Below are 19,516 nucleotides of genomic sequence, written 5' to 3'. Positions count from 1 at the left end.
TCGCATGGAGGCGGCGCATCGTCGTGCGGCTCGTGCCGCCGAGCAGGGCGGCCGCGATGCCGTGACCGCGATGGAACGGGCTCAGCGTGCGATGCGCGAGACAGCGCAGGAGGCGGAACGTTCAGGTGAGGCAGCCGGTTCGGGCTTCGCGGATCGCTTCTCAGGAGGGTTGGAGGGTCTGTCGGGTACGGCAGGTAGCGCAGGGTCATCGACGGGTGGTTCGTTCATTGCCGGATTCGCGCCCCGTGTCGCAGGACTCGGATCGAAGGGCGGGCCGATCGGGGTCGCTCTCGCCGGTGTCGCCGTCCTCGGTATCGGCGTCGGTGTCGCGCTGGCCGATGCGATCGCAGATGGGATGCAGCAAGAGGCGACGCAGGATCTGATCCAAGCCAAGTTGGGTATCAACGAGGAGACTGCCCGTCGTATCGGTGAGGCGGCCGGCGCTGCGTACTCGAACGGGTGGGGTCAGTCGGCGGCATCGAACATGGATGGTGTCCGCGCCGCGATCCAGTCCGGGTTGCTCACTGGCGAGGAGGACACTGGGACGTTCAAGTCGACGATCGAACAGCTCAACATTGTCTCCGAGATCATGGGCGAGGAGATACCTGCGGTTGCCCGTGCCGCGGGGCAGTCGGTGAAGAACGGCATAGCGAAGGATGCCACCGGCGCGTTCGACTTGTTGGTGCAGTCGCAGAAGAACAGCCTGAACGTCTCCGAGGATCTTCTCGACTCCCAGATCGAGTACTCCACCCAGTTGCGTGCACTCGGGCTGGAAGGTGCAGAGGGTTGGGCGTTGGTCGCGCAGGGCGTCAAGGGTGGTGCCCGCGACACCGACGTCGTCATCGACGCACTGAAAGAGATGAAGCTGCGTGCGACTGACGGGACTGCCGCTGCGGCTGATGGTTTCGAGAAGCTGAGCCTCAACTCGGAGCTGTGGACGACTGCCATGAACGAGGGTGGTGAGGCGTCGCGGAACGCGATGGCCGATGCCCTCCGTGGGCTCAATGCGATCACCGATCCGACGGAGAAGAACGCGGCTGCACTGGCATTGTTCGGTACCAAGTTCGAGGACATCCAAGGCGCGGCGTTCAAGCTGAACCTGGACACTGCGGTCACCGAGTTCGGAGACGTCGCTGGCGCTGCCGCGTTGGCCGGTGACACCATGTCATCGAACACCGAAGCGGCATTCACTGCGGCGAAGAACTCGATCGAAATGTCCTCTGCTGACATCAAACTGGCGTTGGCACAGGCATTCGGTCCCGTTCTGACCGACCTTGCTGTCTGGGTGAAAAACAACAAGCCGGAGATCATCGGGTTCTTCACCGGGCTTGCGGATGCTGGGTTCACGACGTTGGATGCGATCTTGGCGTTCACGTCCGGGTCACTCCGGTTCCTCGCTGAGTGGGGTGAGGTTGTCGGCGCGACGATGGGCAACGCCCTCCAAGCGATGGGTTCCTACGCCGAGTTCATGGGCGGCATCGTCAAACACATTCCAGGGATGCAGGATGTCGGTGAGGCGATCGAAGGTGCGGGCGAGAAAACGAAGTGGTACGCCGACCAGGTCCAGTCCTCCTCGGAGAAGATGAACGGTCTCGCGGACATGATCGACAATGCCCGCCCCGGCATCCGCGAGATGGGTGACGATGTCCGCGCCGCAGGTGAGCGCGCAGAGGCATCGGCACGGCTCATGGATGCCTTGTCCGGCGCGGTCTACAAAGTCCCAGACGACAAGTCCATCGTCATCACGTCGAACACACCCCAGCACATCGAAGACCTCGAAGCGCTGGGCATGAAGGTGGAACGCCTGCCTGATGGGACGTTCAAGGTCACCTCGAACACTGAGGAGGGTCAGGCTGCGATTGATGCGTTCATCGGGAACAACACCGGAAAGACCGTCGACATGTTCGTCGATTTGCGGCAGCGTCAGATCGGGTATTGGCAGTCGCAGGGTGTGTCGGAGGCGGATGCGCCGTCGATGCAGGGTCCGACGCCGTATCTGAATGCGGGCGGTGGCGCTCCTGCGGCACCGGGCACGTTCGATGGTGGCGGTGGTGGCTTCGCTGACGGCAAGCTCCCCCAGGAAGCACTCATCAAGTCCGCCGGCGGCAAGGGTCTGGTGCAGTGGGCTGAGGAAGGTGCAGGCCCGTGGGAAGCGTTCATTCCTGGGGCTGAGTCGAAGCGTCCCCGCGCCGTCGGCATCCTCCGGGATGTCGCTGACCGGTTCGGTTATGGACTCGTGCAGATGGCCGACGGCGGCATCGTATCCGGTCTCAGCAACCTCGCATCCGAGAACTTCCCCGCCCTGACGATGACATCCGGCTACCGCGCAGGCGACCCAGGACACCACGGTTCAGGGCAGGCCGCCGACTTCTCCAACGGCTCCGACAACACTCCCGAGCAGTTGGCATTCGCCAACTTCATGGTCGACAACTACAAGCCGAAGCTCCTCGAACTGATCTACTCGGCCCCAGGTTTCGACAAGAATGTGAAGAACGGGTCGATAGTCGACGGCAGCTTTTACGGTGCATCGACGATGGCGGGTCACCGTAACCATGTGCATGTGGCGATGTCGCAGCCACCTGGTGAGCCGTCGTCTGATCCGGGTAGCTACGACGTCGGGGCGCAGGCTTTGACGGTCACTGATTACGGGCAACCGGATAGCAGTTCGGCGGGCATGTCGTCAGGCAGTCGGACCAAAACCCTGCCGACGTCGTCGGGTCCGGTAGATGTGCGGGTCATCAACTTCTCCGACATCGGTGGCGCAGCCCCAGACGGTCGCACCCCGAAAGCGGTCGGGAGCTTGAAGGTGTTCGCGAATGGAGGCATCGAATCCCAGAACCCCGAGATCGCAACCACAGGCGGCAACGTGCGCGTATGGGCGGAACCCCAAGCAGGACCGTGGGAAGCATACATACCCGGCGACCCGGCGAAACGTGCACGCGCAGTAGACATCTGGCGGGAGACCGGGAAGCGGCTGAACATCACCGAGTTCGCGGACGGTGGGTTCGGTGGCTACAACGAACCGAAGGCCCGCGACTACATGCGCCCCACCAACCTGATGGAGGCCGCCGCGTTGGCATCCGGTCTCGGGTTCACGGCGGCATCGGGTATCGGCGGGTTCCTGTCGATGGCCCAGTCCGGGCAGGTGGATCTGTCGCAGTTGATGCCGCAGTTCGACACCGGCTCGAACGACATCCCCGGCCTGTCCGAAGCCGTCATCGGCAGACTCGACCAACTGGTCGAACTCCTCTCCAAGGGCGGACTCGTCACCTTGGACGCAAACTTCGACACCAGCAACGGCAGTGTCGCCCTCGACCTGCTGTCCACAGGCATCGCGTAAACCCAAGCATCACAACACATTAGGAGCATCACATGAATCCACCGAACGTCCGCCGAATCTTCGGCAGCCACAACCCCGACGATCGCAGCTACACCGGCCTCGGCTACGTCGACAAGGACGGCGTCTACCACTTCCCGAACGGTAGTTTCCTGCCAGCCAGCGGAGGAATCACGTCACCGGACGGAACCCACCAGCTCGGAGGCACGACACTGGTCGTCCGCGAAGACGGGTCGCCATCGACGATCCCAACACCCGACGCGGCCAATCCCATCGACTCGGCGCTGCAACGGCTGCATTGCGTCGACACCAAGCGTCAGGACGCCTACGACCTCGCAACCTTCGGGAAGGTCGGTGGCCCCCCGATCGTCGAACCAGTCGACTTCGATCCCATCCTCCCGATGAGTGGCGGGCTCGGTGCGGACCCGCACAGCCCGGAAGTGAGGGCGTACGAGGTCGACTCTCCGGCGCGTGATGCGGCGGTCGCAGAGAGTCGCCGCACTCACCCCGAACGACACCAGGCACATCGCCGTACACCGACCCCGGTTCCCCGTACAACCCCCTCACCCCCATCGAATACCGGTAGGAGATCGCATGACGAACCTCCGCAATGCCATCGACGAGCACTACAAGAAGCAACAGGCCGACGCCGACAAGGTCCGTGAGGCAACGAAAGACACCAGCGAGCGAACCCAACAGGAGGGGTTCCTCGGACTGAGCGTCGACGTCGAACGAGCGATGGAACAGAACCGCCGAGAAGCCGACTACAAGAGGAGCAACCGCAATGCCTGAACTGACCATCGACGACGTTGACCGCGAGATCCGCGAAGCGGAAGCCGGAGTCACCGATCTGGAGCAGGCCGTCATCGACGGCGACACCGATGTCACTCCCGAGGCGATCGAGAAGGCCAAGGACCACGTCGGTTTCCTTCGACTGCGGCGTAAGGGCGCTGAGAAGCGCGAGGCCGACCGCGTGCAGCAGGAACGGCAGTCGGCCTATGACGAAGCCATTGCCCAGCGTGAGGAGTTCTACAGCACCGGTGTGGTCCCAGCGCAGCGCGCGTACGCCGGACTCGTCGATGCCATCCGCACGTTCCAGAACGAGGTCGCTGCAATGGACGCGGCTTACGCGACGATCGGTGCCCGCGCGGGTGAGTTGGGCGTCGAACTGCCGCAGGACGTCCGGTGGTTGTTCGACTTCAGCCACTACCGAGACAGCGACGGCAGCGCCTACTTGAAGCTGGCGACACAGGAAGCTCCGGCCAGGTGATAACCAAAGTGCACGGCCTTCACAGCGACGCCACACGCGAGGAACACGCAGCGCGTGAGGCCGAAGCCAACCGTGCTGAGGAAGAGCGGCAGGCGCGATACATGGCGCAGTTCACCACCCACACCGACGCACCTTTGCGCATGGAGGCGTAAGAGATGCCCGACGCTCCCCGACAGGGGGAATCCGCCGAGATCATCCACCTGCCGGGGAGCAAAGGCCCCGCCCGCGGCTACACGTGGGAACCGTTCAAGGCCGGCCACTTCAAGTCGAAGAAGCACGGCGCGTACTCCGATCGCATCATCGTCCCGCTGGCCGCCGACATCGCGAACGACCTCATGGCTGAACTGCCCTACCTCCAAGACACGACGTATCGGGAAGCTCTCCTCGACTATGCGCGCACCGCCGCACGTGTCGAGGTGCTGGAGAAGTGGCTCGACGAGCACGGTGAGATCCGCGAGGACGGCACGGTTGCCCCGGCCGCGATCTACCTGGTGCGGGTCCGGGGGCACCTCGCGAGCATGGCTTCCCGGCTGGGCCTCGATCCCCTCTCCCGCGCGAAGCTCGGAAAAGACACCACCGCAACGAAACTCGACCTCGCGCAGCTCATGTCCGCGCTCAACAAGCAGAACGGCGGGACCGCATGAGCGTCACCGACACCGTCCTCACAGAACTGAACGCCAGCCCGAGCCGATTCGCCGAAGCCCTCGTCGGCGCACCGCTATGGGACTACCAACAGGAGCTGGCCGACTGCCCCGCCCGCTACCGCGTGGTGTGTGCCGGACGTCAGGTCGGTAAGTCCCGCAGCCTCGCGATCATCGCCCTGCACTGGGCGTTCAGCAGGGAGAACAATCTGGTCCTGCTCATCTCTGCCGGCGAGACTGCATCGCTGCGGTTGCTCGATGACATCTCCTTCCTCGCCCGCAATTCCGACCTCCTCGCCGGATCGGTGCTCGACGACTCGAAGACGCAGCTGGTCCTCAGCAACGGCTCGAAGATCATCTCGGTACCGGCGTCCGAGAAGCAGATCCGAGGCTGGCCCGTCGATCTCCTCATCGTCGACGAAGCGGGATTTGTACCGGGGTCCATATGGTCCGCTGCCGAACCTGCGATCATCGCCCGCCCCGGTAGCCGCGTCATCCTGACATCCTCGCCATGGGGATCGTTTGAACATTTCTTTCGCCGTAACTGGAAACAGGGCATGGACGCCCCGACGGCCCGCGTCGCCTCGTTCCACTGGCCGTCGTCCCGGTCCCCTCTCATCAGCCAAGACGACTTGGACGATCTCGAACGCCGAACGCCCGCAACCGAATTCCAACGTGAGTACATGGCGGAGTGGACCGATGAGAGCGGTCAGTATTTCACCACTGGTGAACTCGACAACGCAGTAGCCCCGTACGAACTCACCGCACCCGAGGAGGCACAACGCCAGCTCGTCGCCGGCGGTATCGACTGGGGATTCAGCAACGACGCCAACGCCGTCGTCCTTCTCGCCGCCCTCTCGGACGTCGACTTGAACGCCAGCAAGGTCGGCCATGGCACCCCGGTGTTCTACATTCCGTGGCTCGAAGCGCACTCACGGATGCAGTACTCGGACTTCATCGACCGCCTGGCCTTCATTGCCGAGAAGTTCGCAGTAAGACGATTCGTTAGCGAGGCTAACGGTGTCGGGGCCATGCCTTCGCAAGTTCTCTCTGAACGTGCATATCGACTGTCGCAGAACAACAGTCATGGTTTCCAGACACTAGTCAAGGTCGTCACAACCGACTCCCGCCGCAAGGCAGGCGGTTTCGGCCGCATCAAAGTCCTACTCCAACAGGGCCGCCTTGTTCTCCCGAATCACCCCGATCTCCTGCGGCAACTCCACGCCCTCGAATACGAACAGACCGCCCAAGGGCTACTGCGGATCTCGGTACCGGAAGCGGCCGGACACGATGACCTCGCGATGGCACTGATGCAAGCGGTGTCGAATATCGCCACCTTCACTGGAACGTATGACCGAGGACTCTTCGGCCGCGGCGACGTCCTCACCACCCAGCCGGCACCCGCATCCACACCAAGCCACGACCCCACGACGACGAGACTTGCTCATGGGCAACGTCGACAAGATCTAGGAGCCTCGAATGCCGAACGCAAACAAACTCAAAGGCGACCGCGCCGAACGAGCAGTTCGAGACTTCCTACGTACCAACGGATTTCCCGGAACCGAACGCACACGCGCCGGATACTTCCGAGACGCCGGCGACCTCCACGCCTGCCCCGGCATCACGATCCAGGTCAAGGACCGAGCCGCCTACGCCTGGCCCGAATGGCTCACCCAACTAGCCGAGCAGAAAACCGAAGCGAACGCCGACCACGCCGTCCTGGTCTGCAAACGCCGCGGGCTCGGTGACCCCTCCCAATGGCTGGCAGTAATGCCACTCGACGCGATGACTCAACTACTCCGCGAAGCCGGATACGGCACCGCACCCGATCGAGAGGACCACATCGCGTGAACATTCCCACCGGGAACGATGAAAGGCCCCCCGCCATCCACGGAGAGCCCTTCCATCAGGAGACCAGCGACCTCGACGCCACACGATCCACGGATGATTCTACCGCCTCGGACGTCGATTACGCCGCAGGAGACCCATACGCAGACCTGCCACACCCAGCCGACGAACACCAGCCTGAGGACGAACCGCAGACATTCACGTTCCTGGACGGGGCGTCGTTCATTCTCGATCGGCCCGCACGCATACCGGCGATCTGGGGCACCGGCAACGACGTACTGTGGACCGAGGGCGAGGCTTTGATGATCGCTGGACCTCAGGGCGTCGGAAAGACCACCCTCGCAGGACAACTGATGCGCGCACGCCTGGGGATCGGAACAGACACAGTTCTCGGATTACCCGTCGCGCGAGGCGAACGGTTGCTCTATCTCGCAATGGACCGACCCTCCCAGATCGCGCGCGCTTTCGGCCGACTCTTCACCGAGGGCGATCGAGACGCCATCGCAGCAAAGCTCGTTATTCACCGCGGCCCGCCACCCGCGGACCTCGCCAAACACCCCGAGATCCTCGCTGCGATGTGCGCGGACGCCGGCGCAGACACCGTCATGATCGACTCCGTCAAAGACGCCGCCGTCGGCCTCAGTGACGACGAGACCGGCGCACGCTACAACCGAGCACGGCAACACGCCCTGCAAGCCGGAGTGCAAGTAATCGACCTGCACCACACCAAGAAACGAGCCACAGGCCGAACCGCCGAAGACGGTATCTCCATCGACGACATCTACGGATCGACCTGGATCACGTCAGGGTGCGGGTCCGTCATCTTCCTCACCGGCGACCCAGGCGACCCCATCGTCGGAATGCGCCACATCAAACAGCCTGCCAACGAAGTAGGCCCGTTCAGGCTCAACCACGATGAGGCGAACGGAATGATGACGATCTACCACTCAATAGACTTGCTCGATCTCGTGGCCGCGTCCGGTGCGAACGGATTGACCGCAAAGGCTGCGGCCACAGCCCTGTTCGATCACGAGAGCCCGTCGCGAGGTGAGATCGAGAAAGCGCGCCGAAAGCTATTGGAGCTGGAACGATCCGGTCATCTCGTCGCACACGAAGGAACAGCAGCCCGAGGCGGCAAACCCGTCGCAGCGTTCTTCCTCGCGGTAGGAAACCGAGCCGCATGAGCATCAACCCGCAGCAGGCCCGTAACGAACCCGCCAATCAGCTCGTTGCCGAATACGAACGCCTCGAGCTGATCCTCCTCGAACTGATCTCGACCAGGCTCGCGCGTGGCATGAACGCACCCGACTGGGCGCAACGCCAACTCACCGAGATCACCACGTTCCGCACCGCGGCCCGCACGCTCGTCGGGAAGATGGCCGGCACCTCCGCGAAACTTCTCGATGCCGCCATGCGGCAATCCATCAAAGACGGGAAGGCCGCGGCCACCGCCGACGTCGCCAAGGCGGAGAAGGCACTACCGGAAATATCCTCCGCAACGCCGGGACACGGCCTGCCACCGACTCCCGCGCAATCGCACTCATCGTCGACCAAGCCGCCGCCGCAACCACCGCACTCCACACCGGCATCCTGCGAGGCTCAGAGGACATCTACCGCAAGGTCGTCGCGCGCGGTGCAGTCGCCACCGTCTCTGGCGTACAAACCCGCGTACAGGCAACACAGAGGGCACTCGACGAGTTCGCAGCCCACGGCATCACCGGCTTCCGAGACTCGACCGGCAAAACCTGGTCCATGACCGCCTACGCCGAAATGGCCGTCCGAACCGCAAGCACCCGAGCTCTCATCACCTCGCACAACGAGACACTCACCGAACGCGGCTACGACCTCGTTGTCGTGTCCAGCCACCCCCGACCCGCGCCCGTCTGCCAACCCTATGAGCGACAGATCCTGTCACTCTCAGGCCGAAGTGTCGGTGCCGTCGAACTCCCGTCCCGACGCACGGGACAGCCGACCACGGTACCCGTGAAAGCCTCACTGGCAGAGGCGATGTCGCGTGGATTCCAGCATCCGTCATGCCGACACCGAACTCAGCTTTTCGTTCCTGGCGTCACTGACACCACTCCGACCGAGCCCGACGACGACGGCTACGAGAACACCCAGGAACTCCGACGCCTAGAACGCGGTGTGCGCGACTGGAAACGCAAAGCAGCCGCCGCCATCGACCCTGACGCCAAGAAGGCCGCCAACGTCAAAGCTCGCGAATGGCAGGCCCGCATCAAGACTCACACCGAGCAGACCGGTGTCGGTCGTAGGCGTGACCGCGAACAAATCACCGGCGTCTACGGCCCCGGAAACCCCGCCCGCGCAGCACTCAAACCCACCCCGAAAGCCACGCCGGCCAAGCCGAAGCCGAAACCCAAGCCGACACTCGTCAGTGCACCGACACGGGAACTCGTCGAACAGGCACGGACAACGCTGCCGGTCGACAAGGCCGGCTGGCTCGACACAACGATCAAGTACCCGAAGGACAAGAACGGCGCGAAACTCGTCCCCGAAAAACTCCAACGCCACCTCGACACGACCCTCACAGTCGGCAAAGCGATCCGCGCCGACGCCGTCAGGCGATTCGACACCGACGCCGCACTGAAGAAACTGCGGAAAGAGGACAAGGATCTGCTGGCGAGTGGCGGTGCATTCTCACCTCGACGAGACGCGATCTTCCGCGACATCGCGCGACGTGAACAAGCGATTCTGCTCGAAGCCCTCGCTGAGGTACGCCCTATCGGTGGCGTGCAGCAGGCCGTCAAGCTGTCGACTACCGGGTTCGGTAGCGCCACGGCGGGCACGGCAGAAGGCATCGCAGCTGTGCGTAGAGCCGAGGCAATCTACCCGGCCGACTGGCTCCGAGCCGGTACAGCACGCGGCGAACTGGACATCGGCAAAGCCGACCGGGCCTTCTTCAACCAGACTTGGGATTTCATCGCGGCACCCGAAACGGACAAGGTGCCGAACTACCGGGGCGCATTCGACTCCTACCCCGACGAAGTCATGGCCCACGAACTAGGCCACCGCATGGAAACCCTCATCCCCGGCCTGACCCAGCTAGAGTTCGCCCTCATCCGGTCCCGCTCAACCAAGAACGGCGTACTGGAACCACAAACGAAGGTGTACCCGAATCGACCAGAGCTGGCCGACGAGGTCGGATACGAAGACGATTGGCACAACAGATACGCCGGCAAGACGTACGCAAACGACCAAATGGCCGACCCAGCCCGACGAGCCGCCGAAGCATTCCAGGTAGGTATCCAAGACACGTTCGGCCGCAGCAACCCCACAGGCGAGTTCGACAAAACCAGCCAGCTACAAGAGTTCGTGATCGGAGTGATGGCACTGCTATGACCTGGAAAATTACAGACCCCGACGACAACAGCCGCTGGCTCGAATACACGGGCGACAACGACACCGCCACACCCGACATGTGGGACGCCGACCCCGAAACACGATGGCGACTCACCCAGGACGGCTACACCTTCCCCCTCACCCCAACCGGCCCCGGCGCAACCATCATCGACGCATCCACACTGATGGCCGCAGCAATGAACCTGCTCCCCGGCGCAGACCTCACCGGAGACCTACCCCCGTACCCACTATTCCCCAGCGAACCCGGCCGAATCTACTGACCACGATCACGAGAACATTGCCAGGTGATTAGTTCTGATCACCTACAGGACATGATCATCAACTTCAGAAGTTGATGATGGCCAGCAGCCTCCACCACCGACATCGTCAACGGCGCTACCTCATCCGGCACCGGAACATCTCCACCATCAGACATGGCCCCAAACTAGCCACCATCACGCCTTGACGCAGCTGTGCCAAACACCCACACATGGCACAACCCCACGACCAGCAAATATGCCAGCTGTGCCAGATATGCCAACACACAGACACACAGGCGCAACCGACCAACATTCCTAAATTGGTCGGGCTTGGCTTGATGACACCGTTAACCGGTCTCTTCAAGACTCCGGAATGCCCACCTGCCGCGAAACCTCCGCGTCGGCAAGGAACTACAGCTCGATGCTGCCGAGTTTCTACGACGGACAGAGCGCGGCCTGGGGGTTGCCATTCGCGAGGGGCAGCAACGTGGAGATGTTCGCAGGAAAGGGCAACGAGACGACCTCCAGTCGAACACTGGAGGTGAAGGAAGCCTGCCTAGTCCTACCGATTTCGCAAAAGAGAGCGAATTGCAGAACAACGGGACAGTGCGAAAGCATCACGCCTCGAATGCTCAAGGACGACTGTCGCCCTTGAGCTCACCGCGACCCACCGTCTCACTGACACAACATGCCCCCTTCGAGCAATCACGCCCAATCACGCCAGACCATAAAACCCCAGGTCAGCCAATCACGCACCCAAACACGCCCAAAACACACACAAACCAATCACGCCCAATCACGCCCACTGCATAACCCCAGGTCAAGCAATCACGGCAACACACACGCCAATCACACGCACAGCAATCACGTTTCCCCCCCTTCTTAATAGGGGGGAACGTGAGCACAAGCCCGGCAAAACAGGACGACAACAGAGCAACATCCGTAGCGAAACCTCGGTGTCGGTTCAGGTTGCTAACTATGCTGAAATGATGCGCACGATGCAACGACTCATGCAATACCGTTGTTGCATTCTTGTGTACACAGATGTTGGTTCGCGGACTACCTTCGCGACAGAAGCGCTGCTCAACGCGAGGATCTGATCCGGCATGTATCGCGACGTTTCTGCTGGAACGGGAGTTCGAGTCCCGTCGCTCACCCCATACGAAGAAGGCCGGTCTCCTCGCGAGACCGGCCTTTTTTGTGTATTCATTCCCCAGCCCCGAGGGCCACCCCGTCACTCACGCATCCACCCTGACCTCGAATTACGTTGTTGTAATTCAACTTTCAGGTTTCCTGTGGGGTTGATGTGACGTACGGTTACCAATGGCACTTTTGGGGAAGAAAAGTACCAATGTGATTCATGTGTTTTTTGCTACGTGAGTTCAGCGTGCCCCGAAGCGTCACCGAACATGTTCTTACGTCCTGCGCGCACCCATCCGACGGTGCGCGGAAGACGCAGACGAGGAGGCTTTTCGTGGGTCGCAGAATGCACAGAGTCATAGCGGGTTCGATCTTGTCGGCAGCACTGTGCATCGGCACAACCGGCTTGCTCAGCCCAGCGGTGGCCACCGCTCAACCCACAATCGAACTCCCCCAGATCCCGATACCGCAGCCCGACGCGCAGCAACGGGCCGCTATTCTCGCCGCCGTTCTGGACGCCACCGGCGTCCTCATCAACCAGGTCGCGGCCATCGTCCTCGACAGCGACGTACTCACGGCACCCGACGCAGCCGACGTACCGTCCACCGCGGACCTACCCGAGATCGAACTACCGACCGCGCCTCCGACCGTGGGTCTGGGCGGGGCAGTGCTCCCCATCGACGCAGGCAAGTACCGCATCAGCTCGGGCTACGGCGGACGCAACAACCCCACCGGCAACGGATCGCAGTACCACCAGGGCGTCGACTTCGCTGCGGACAGCGGTACCCCCATCCACGCGGTGACCGGCGGAACCGTCGTTCAAGCCGGAGACGCAGGCGACGGCTACGGCAAGCTCGTCCGGGTCAAGAGCGGCAACACCGAGACCTACTACGGCCACCAGTCCAGCATCGCCGTCGCAGTCGGCGACGAAGTCGCACCGGGCGACGTCCTGGGCGCAGTCGGCAACACCGGAAATTCGACCGGACCGCACCTGCACTTCGAGGTACGCAACAACGGTTCGAGCATCGAACCGGTGGCGTACCTGAAGACCCTGGGCATCGATCCCTCGCTGTACCAAACTCGCGACCGAAGCTAGATCGGCCGAACCGAGTCCGCTCAGACCGTGGTGGCGTTCCCGGCTTTCCACTCGTCCCACGGGACGTTCCAGTCACCGAGACCGTCGGTACCCGACAGCGTTCCACCGACGGTGTTCTTCACGACGACGATGTCGCCGCGCTTGGTGTTGTCGTAGACCCACTTCGCGTTGGTGGGACTCAGGTTCAGGCACCCGTGCGAGGCATTGGAATAGCCCTGCTGTCCCACCGACCACGGTGCGGAGTGGAAGAAGATGCCGCTGTAGGACATCCGCGTGGCCCAGTCGACCGGAGTGCGGTATCCGCTCGACGAATTCACCGGCACCCCGTAGGTCGAGGAATCCATCACCAGATGCTCGAAGCGGTCGCCGATGATGTAGACGCCGTTGTCGGTGGGGGTGCTGTCCTTGCCCATGGACGTCGGCATGGTGATCACGTCCTGGCCGTTGACGTTGAACGTCACCTGCTTGGTGTTGTCGTCGGCGGTGGCGATGACGGCGTCACCGATCGTGAACGACGTCGTGGCGTTCTCCTGGCCGAAGATGTCGTCACCGAGATCGCGCCCGTACACGTTCACCGCAACATCCACCTCGGTCCCCGGTGCCCAGTAGTTCTGCGGACGCCAGCGAACCTCGGAGTTGTTGACCCAGTAGAACGCACCCTCGACGGCAGGCGTCGTGGTGACGGTGATGGCGTTCTGCGCGGCAATTTTGTCGGTGATCGGTTCGTCGAACTGAACCGCGACCGGCTGACCGATTCCGACGACTGCGCCCGGGTTCGGCAGAACGTAGGGCTTGGTGAAGTTGCCGGGTTGGCTGGTGGTGAAGCTCGATACCGTGCTCGACGCTCCCCCGAGTCCGTATGCGTCGGCCTGGACGCGGTACTCGCGGTCGTAGCCGAGCGGTTCGGTGTTGGTCCACGACAATCCGTCGGGCGAAATCGCTCCCGAGACCGGCTCGCCCTCCGGGTTGAGCATCGTCACCGAGGACAACTTGCCGTCGGCGACCGAGACGGTCACCGGGTCGGCCGGCGAGAATCCGACGGCACCGTCGAGGACGCTCGAGGTCAGCTTCGGCTTCATCAGCTCGGTCATCGGATTGGAATCGATCGGCACCGACGGTTCGGAGATGTCCGAGGCAGAACTACATCCCGACAGGACTGCCACCGAAGCAACCACTCCCACCGCGGCGAGTACGAATCCGCGATACACCCTCATGAACCACACCACTTCCCACTTCGAGCCCGACTCGGACGATTGTGCCAGCGGAAAATCGGACACTCCACTCGACAGCCCGTTCGATGAGTAACGTTCGAGTACCAATCGCATACCGGGAAGTTCGTGTTACCTTTCGTCCGCTTTCCACGGCTGCCGGGCGGGACATCACCGCCCCTTGCGCAGCACGGTGAGGACAACGTCATATCCGGCTAACTGACGTGTAATGACGGCGCACCCTGGGCCGGGCACTGTGGAATCCATGGTCACCACGGTGAAGACACTCTGCGCGTACTGCGGCGTGGGATGCGGCATGGTGCTCGAGATCGGCGGCCCGCCCACGTCCTCCGATGCCGCTCCGACCAGGCCTGTCGTCACCAAATCGGTCGGCGACAAGTCTCACCCGGCCAACTTCGGCCGGCTGTGCACCAAGGGGACCACCACCGCGGACATGCTCGCCGGTCCCGGACGGCTCGAGAAGGCCCAGATTCGGCACCGCCGCGGCGAGCACCCGGAGAGCACGGACACCTCGGCGGCTATCAACGACACCGCCCGGCGACTGCGAACCATCATCGACGAACACGGCCCCGATGCGCTCGCGCTGTACGTGTCGGGCCAGATGTCGATCGAGGCTCAGTACCTGTCGAACAAATTGGCCAAGGGGTTCATCGGCACCAACCAGATCGAATCCAACTCCCGACTCTGCATGGCGAGCGCAGGAACCGGATACAAGCAATCACTGGGAGCCGACGGCCCACCCGGGTCCTATGAGGACTTCGACCACGCCGACGTGTTCTTCGTCATCGGCTCCAACATGGCCGACTGTCACCCCATTCTGTTCCTGCGGATGATGGACCGCGTCAAGGCAGGCGCGAAGCTGATCGTCGTCGACCCGCGGCGCACCGCCACCGCGGACAAGGCCCACCTACATCTGCAACTCGAGCCGGGTTCGGACCTGGCGCTGCTCAACGGTCTGCTGGCGCTCATCGTGGAAAACGGCGACATCGACCCGGAGTTCATCGCGGAGTTCACCGACGGGTGGGACGCGATGCCGGAATTCCTCGACGACTACACCCCGGAGAAAGTCTGCGCCGCAACCGGTCTCGCCGAGCAAGACCTGCGAGCCGCTGCCGCGATGATCGGCGGCGCAGAGAACTGGATGAGCTGCTGGACGATGGGCCTGAACCAGTCGACGCACGGAACCTGGAACACCAACGCGCTGTGCAACCTCCATCTGGCGACCGGTGCCATCTGCAAGACCGGCAGCGGCCCGTTCTCCCTGACCGGACAACCGAACGCCATGGGCGGACGAGAAATGGGATACATGGGCCCCGGGCTGCCGGGACAGCGAGCAGTGGTCAACGAGGCCGACCGCGAATTCGTCGAGGATCGATGGGGCGTTCCGCGCGGAACGCTGCGCACCGACGTCGGCGGCGGAACCATCGAGATGTTCTCCAAGCTCGCTGCCGGTGAGATCAAGGCCTGCTGGATCATCTGCACCAATCCGGTTGCCTCGGTGGCCAACAGAACGACGGTGATCGACGGTCTCGAGCGCGCCGAGTTAGTGATCACTCAGGATGCGTTCGCAGATACCGAAACCAATGACTACGCCGATGTGATGCTGCCCGCCGCGTTGTGGACGGAGGCGCACGGAGTGATGGTCAATTCCGAACGCAACCTCACGCTGTTCCAACCGGCGGTCGAGGCACCGGGCGGTGCGCTGCCGGACTGGAAGATCATCGCCGACATGGCCTGCGCGCTGGGGTATGCCGATGCCTTCACCTATGCGAGCGCCGAGGAAGTGTTCGAGGAGATCAAGCAGTTCTGGAATCCCAACACCGGCTACGACATTCGCGGAGTCACCTACGAACGCCTGCGCGAGAGTCCGATCCAGTGGCCGTGTCCGCCCGACGCGTCGACCACCCGGCACCCGATCCGCTACCTCAACGACGGGGTCAGTCAACGACAACGGGTGTCCGAGGACGGTTCGATCCCCGCATTGTCCTTCCCCACCCCGAGCGGTCGGGCTCAGTTCTTCGCCCGGCCCAGCATGGTGCCTGCGGAGATGCCCGACGACGACTTCCCGTTTCTGCTCAACACCGGACGTCTGCCGCACCAGTGGCACACCATGACCAAGACCGGCAAGGTCGCGAAACTGAACAAACTCGATTCCGGCCCGTTCGTCGAAGTGCACCCACTCGACGCCGACCGGCTCGGTGTGATTGACGGCGACAGCGTCGAGGTCGCGTCCCGCCGAGGCCGAGCCGTCCTCCCTGCTGTCGTCAGCGATCGAGTGCTTCCGGGAAGCTGCTTCGCGCCCTTCCACTGGAACGACCAATTCGGTGCGTATCTCGCCATCAATGCCGTCACCAACGACGCCATCGATCCGTATTCTCAACAACCCGAGTTCAAGGCGTGTGCGGTCACACTGACCAGAGTTGCTGCAGCCCCATCGCTCTCACCAGTGGGCGGCGAGCATTCCGAAGACCCGGTCGATGCACTCGCCACGATCGTCGGCCGGCCTGCGCGTCCTTCGGAACCACTGAACACCATCGAGCAGCGTTACATCGCAGGCCTTCTCGAAGGTCTGGACAGTGAGGCCGGCCGCAGCGCCGCCGGAACGCCCACACTGCCGTCGCAGACTCCCCTGTCCCCCGAAACCCACGCATGGCTCGACGGCGTTCTCGCTGGCCTGTTCTCGCGTGTACCCGACACCGACGGCGCTGCTCCCGGCGTCTCGGCCGATACCGCTGATGCCGGGCGACGCCCGGTGCTGCTGCTCTGGGCCTCGCAGACCGGCACCGCCGAGGAGTACGCCCAGTCCTGCCTGTCCCACCTGCGCGGAGCCGGCCTGACGATCGCCGAACACTCGATGGATACGTTCACCGTCGATCGTCTGCCCGCCGAGGCCGATGTGCTGATAGTCAGCAGTACCACCGGTGACGGCGAAGCGCCCGACAACGGTGCGACGTTCTGGGACAGCCTCGTAGCCGAGTCCGCGCCGACGCTTTCGGGAATCCGTTATACCGTACTCGCTTTCGGCGACTCGAGCTATGCGGACTTCTGCGGCCACGGACGCAGGATCGACCAGCGTCTCACCGAGTTGGGTGCCCGGCGACTGCTGGAGCGGGTCGACTGCGAGCCCGACTACGAGAGCGAGGCGGCAGCGTGGCTCGATGCGGTGGCCGATCTGCTTCGGCGCGATGACGACACCGCCGCCGACGAAACACGGGTGGAGTCCGCGCGCACCGTTCCGCAGACCCGAGCGGAGCCGGAGCGATACAGCAAGAAGTCACCGCTGGTGACGACCCTCGTACGCAATCGGGTACTGACCGCACGCGGATCGGTCAAGGATGTCCGCCAGTTCGGGTTCCATCTGCCCGACGGGACCCTCGAGTACGAGGTCGGCGACGCGCTCGGAGTGTGGCCGCGCAACAGCGATGGCTACGTCGACGAATGGCTCGCGGCCACCGGCCTGGACAGCGATGCGGCCGTCGATCTCGCTGGATTCGGCTCGATGCCGCTGCGCACGGCGCTGAGCCGGCACCTCGAAATTGCCCGTGCAACAACGGATCTACTGAAGTTCGTCCACCGAAGAACCGCTGACGACGACCTGGAGGCGATGCTGCATCCCGACAACAGGCATGCGTTGTCCGACTGGATGTGGGGTCGTCAGTCGATCGATGTGCTTGCTGCCCATCCGGTTCGGGCCTCGGTGGACGACTGGCTGGGAGTTCTCAAACCGTTGCAGCCGCGGCTGTACTCGATTTCGTCGAGTCCGAAGGAGAATCCCAACGAGGTACAGGTGACCGTCTCGGCGGTGCGGTACAACGTGCACGGAGTTCCGCGGCGCGGTGTGTGCTCGACCTACCTGGCCGACCATGCGTCGAACCACGATGTGGGGATATTCGTGCAGAAGACCTCGCACTTCAAGCCGCCGGACGATCCCACCACCCCGATGATCATGGTGGGCCCGGGTACCGGGGTGGCCCCGTTCCGCGCCTTCCTGCACGAGCGTCGCGCACTCGGGCACACCGGCCACAACTGGCTGTTCTTCGGTGAACAGCACGCCGACACGGACTTCTACTATCGCGACGAACTGACGGCGATGCTGAGCGACGGTTCGCTGAACCGCCTGGACGTCGCCTTCTCGCGCGATCAGAAGGACAAGGTCTACGTCCAGGATCGGATGCGTGAGCACGGGGCCGAACTGTGGAACTGGATTCACCGCGGTGCCCACTTCTACGTGTGCGGCGATGCGTCCAGGATGGCCAAGGACGTCGACGCCGCACTGAAGGGCGTGGTGGCACAGCACGGCAAGCTCGCCCCGAGCAGCGCCGAGGCCTACGTCAAAGCCCTTGCCGCAGAGAAGCGCTACGTACGCGACGTCTACTGAGTCGATGGAACCGTGCGAGTCAGGAACTCGACCTGGTCTGCCACCACCTGCTCGAACGCCTCACCCAGGTAGATCTCGAAATGACCGGCGTCGTAGGTCTTGATCTCTCCGTGCGGTGCCGTCCGTGCGTAGCGCAGAGTGGCTTTCGCCGGCGCGACCGAGTCCGTCTCGCAGACGACGAAGAGGATGGGGCAGCGAACGCCCTTTGCCCGACGCCCGGGCCGGTGCCGCACGATATGCAGCGCGACTCTGGCTGCGACTCGGTTGTGGAACGTCTCGTCGGCGTCCGGCGCGAGCGCCAGGTAACCGTCGTAGCTGTCGGGCGAGGTCATCAGTGCGGTCGTTCCAGGTCGTCCGGCCGTGTTCACCATCAGCGGCGGTCGACCGACCACCGATCCGGCCAGATCACCCAGCGCGCGGCCGGACAGCTTCAGCGATGTCCAGGTGTTCGACGCGAGTCCCGAGGCGATCCCGTCGGTGAACGGGCACTGCGAGATCACTGCAGCGACCTGCTGATCTCGGGCGGCGGCGACGATGACGTGACCGCCGCCGAACGACGAGCCCCACAACACGATTCGGGAGTTGTCCACGTCGGTACGCGAGCGGGCATGGGCGATGGCCGAGGCCCAGTCCTGCAGCTGGGATCCGATGTCGAGCAGCTGCCGTGGCTCGCCGCCGCTCGCCCCGAAGTAGCGATAGTCGAACACCAGGCAGGCGTACCCGGCGGCGCGGAAGCGCTCCGCGTAGGCGTCGAGCCGCATTTCCCGAGTTCCGCCGAGTCCATGCGCCATGACGATCACCGGAGCGGGGCCGGTGCCGGTCGGAAGATAGAGCCAGGCCGCGCAGGCCTCGCCGTGCGAATCGAACGTCACATCGATGCGATCTGGGATCGAGCCCCCCGGCTGCGAATTCATGCGCAGACAGTAGCCCATTCCGATCGACGGTGGAACAGGTCGA

The 19,516-nt window shown here is 63.3% G+C and carries 11 protein-coding genes and 1 pseudogene; 10 read left to right on the top strand and 2 right to left on the bottom strand.

Features of this window, described 5'->3' with window-relative positions; translation table 11 throughout:
- The 9 genes and pseudogenes from RHBS_RS28785 to RHBS_RS05535 all read left to right on the top strand — a co-directional run.
- Positions 1-3,340: pseudogene (locus tag RHBS_RS28785) on the top strand (hypothetical protein); the annotation flags it as partial.
- A gap of 591 nt (positions 3,341-3,931) precedes the next feature.
- Positions 3,932-4,129: a hypothetical protein gene (locus RHBS_RS05575; RefSeq protein WP_128645053.1), complete on the top strand. Its 198-nt coding sequence runs from the start codon at positions 3,932-3,934 to the stop codon at positions 4,127-4,129.
- Positions 4,122-4,607, top strand: a complete 486-nt coding sequence (locus tag RHBS_RS05570; RefSeq protein ID WP_128645052.1) for a hypothetical protein — start codon at positions 4,122-4,124, stop codon at positions 4,605-4,607. Before RHBS_RS05575 ends, RHBS_RS05570 begins: the two co-directional genes overlap by 8 nt.
- 155 nt (positions 4,608-4,762) lie before the next feature.
- The gene (locus tag RHBS_RS05565; RefSeq protein ID WP_128645051.1) at positions 4,763-5,251 is read left to right on the top strand and encodes a hypothetical protein; all 489 of its coding nucleotides are present in this window, start codon (positions 4,763-4,765) and stop codon (positions 5,249-5,251) included.
- Positions 5,248-6,996 (top strand): terminase large subunit domain-containing protein, encoded by a 1,749-nt coding sequence (locus RHBS_RS05560; protein ID WP_237669022.1) that lies wholly within the window; start codon positions 5,248-5,250, stop codon positions 6,994-6,996. Before RHBS_RS05565 ends, RHBS_RS05560 begins: the two co-directional genes overlap by 4 nt.
- 99 nt (positions 6,997-7,095) lie before the next feature.
- Positions 7,096-8,280 carry an AAA family ATPase gene (locus RHBS_RS05550; RefSeq protein ID WP_187298387.1) on the top strand — a complete coding sequence of 395 codons (1,185 nt, stop codon included), beginning with the start codon at positions 7,096-7,098 and terminating at the stop codon, positions 8,278-8,280.
- 52 nt (positions 8,281-8,332) lie between these two features.
- Positions 8,333-10,456, top strand: a complete 2,124-nt coding sequence (locus RHBS_RS05545) for a phage minor capsid protein (RefSeq protein ID WP_128645048.1) — start codon at positions 8,333-8,335, stop codon at positions 10,454-10,456.
- Positions 10,453-10,737 carry a hypothetical protein gene (locus RHBS_RS05540; protein ID WP_128645047.1) on the top strand — a complete coding sequence of 95 codons (285 nt, stop codon included), beginning with the start codon at positions 10,453-10,455 and terminating at the stop codon, positions 10,735-10,737. The genes RHBS_RS05545 and RHBS_RS05540 overlap by 4 nt, the downstream gene beginning before the upstream one ends.
- 1,492 nt (positions 10,738-12,229) lie before the next feature.
- A complete protein-coding gene (locus RHBS_RS05535; RefSeq protein WP_237669021.1) occupies positions 12,230-12,952 on the top strand; it encodes a M23 family metallopeptidase in 723 nt (240 codons plus the stop codon).
- Between the two features lie 20 nt (positions 12,953-12,972).
- Here RHBS_RS05535 and RHBS_RS05530 read toward each other — a convergent pair whose 3' ends face one another.
- Entirely contained in the window at positions 12,973-14,166 is a 1,194-nt protein-coding gene (locus tag RHBS_RS05530; RefSeq protein ID WP_128645055.1) for an Ig-like domain-containing protein, read from the bottom strand.
- 259 nt (positions 14,167-14,425) lie between these two features.
- On the opposite strand from RHBS_RS05530, the gene RHBS_RS05525 reads away from it, so the two are divergent.
- Positions 14,426-18,559 (top strand): bifunctional nitrate reductase/sulfite reductase flavoprotein subunit alpha, encoded by a 4,134-nt coding sequence (locus RHBS_RS05525; protein ID WP_128645045.1) that lies wholly within the window; start codon positions 14,426-14,428, stop codon positions 18,557-18,559.
- On the opposite strand, the gene RHBS_RS05520 is transcribed toward RHBS_RS05525, so the two are convergent.
- Positions 18,553-19,473, bottom strand: a complete 921-nt coding sequence (locus RHBS_RS05520; protein ID WP_128645044.1) for an alpha/beta hydrolase — start codon at positions 19,471-19,473, stop codon at positions 18,553-18,555. The two genes, RHBS_RS05525 and RHBS_RS05520, sit on opposite strands and share 7 nt — an antisense overlap.
- Positions 19,474-19,516: the final 43 nt, after the last annotated feature.

Origin of the sequence: Rhodococcus sp. BS-15 (genome assembly GCF_000813105.1) — a bacterium.
Classification (GTDB): Bacteria; Actinomycetota; Actinomycetes; order Mycobacteriales; family Mycobacteriaceae; genus Rhodococcoides.
This window is presented reverse-complemented; position numbering and strand designations above follow the sequence as displayed.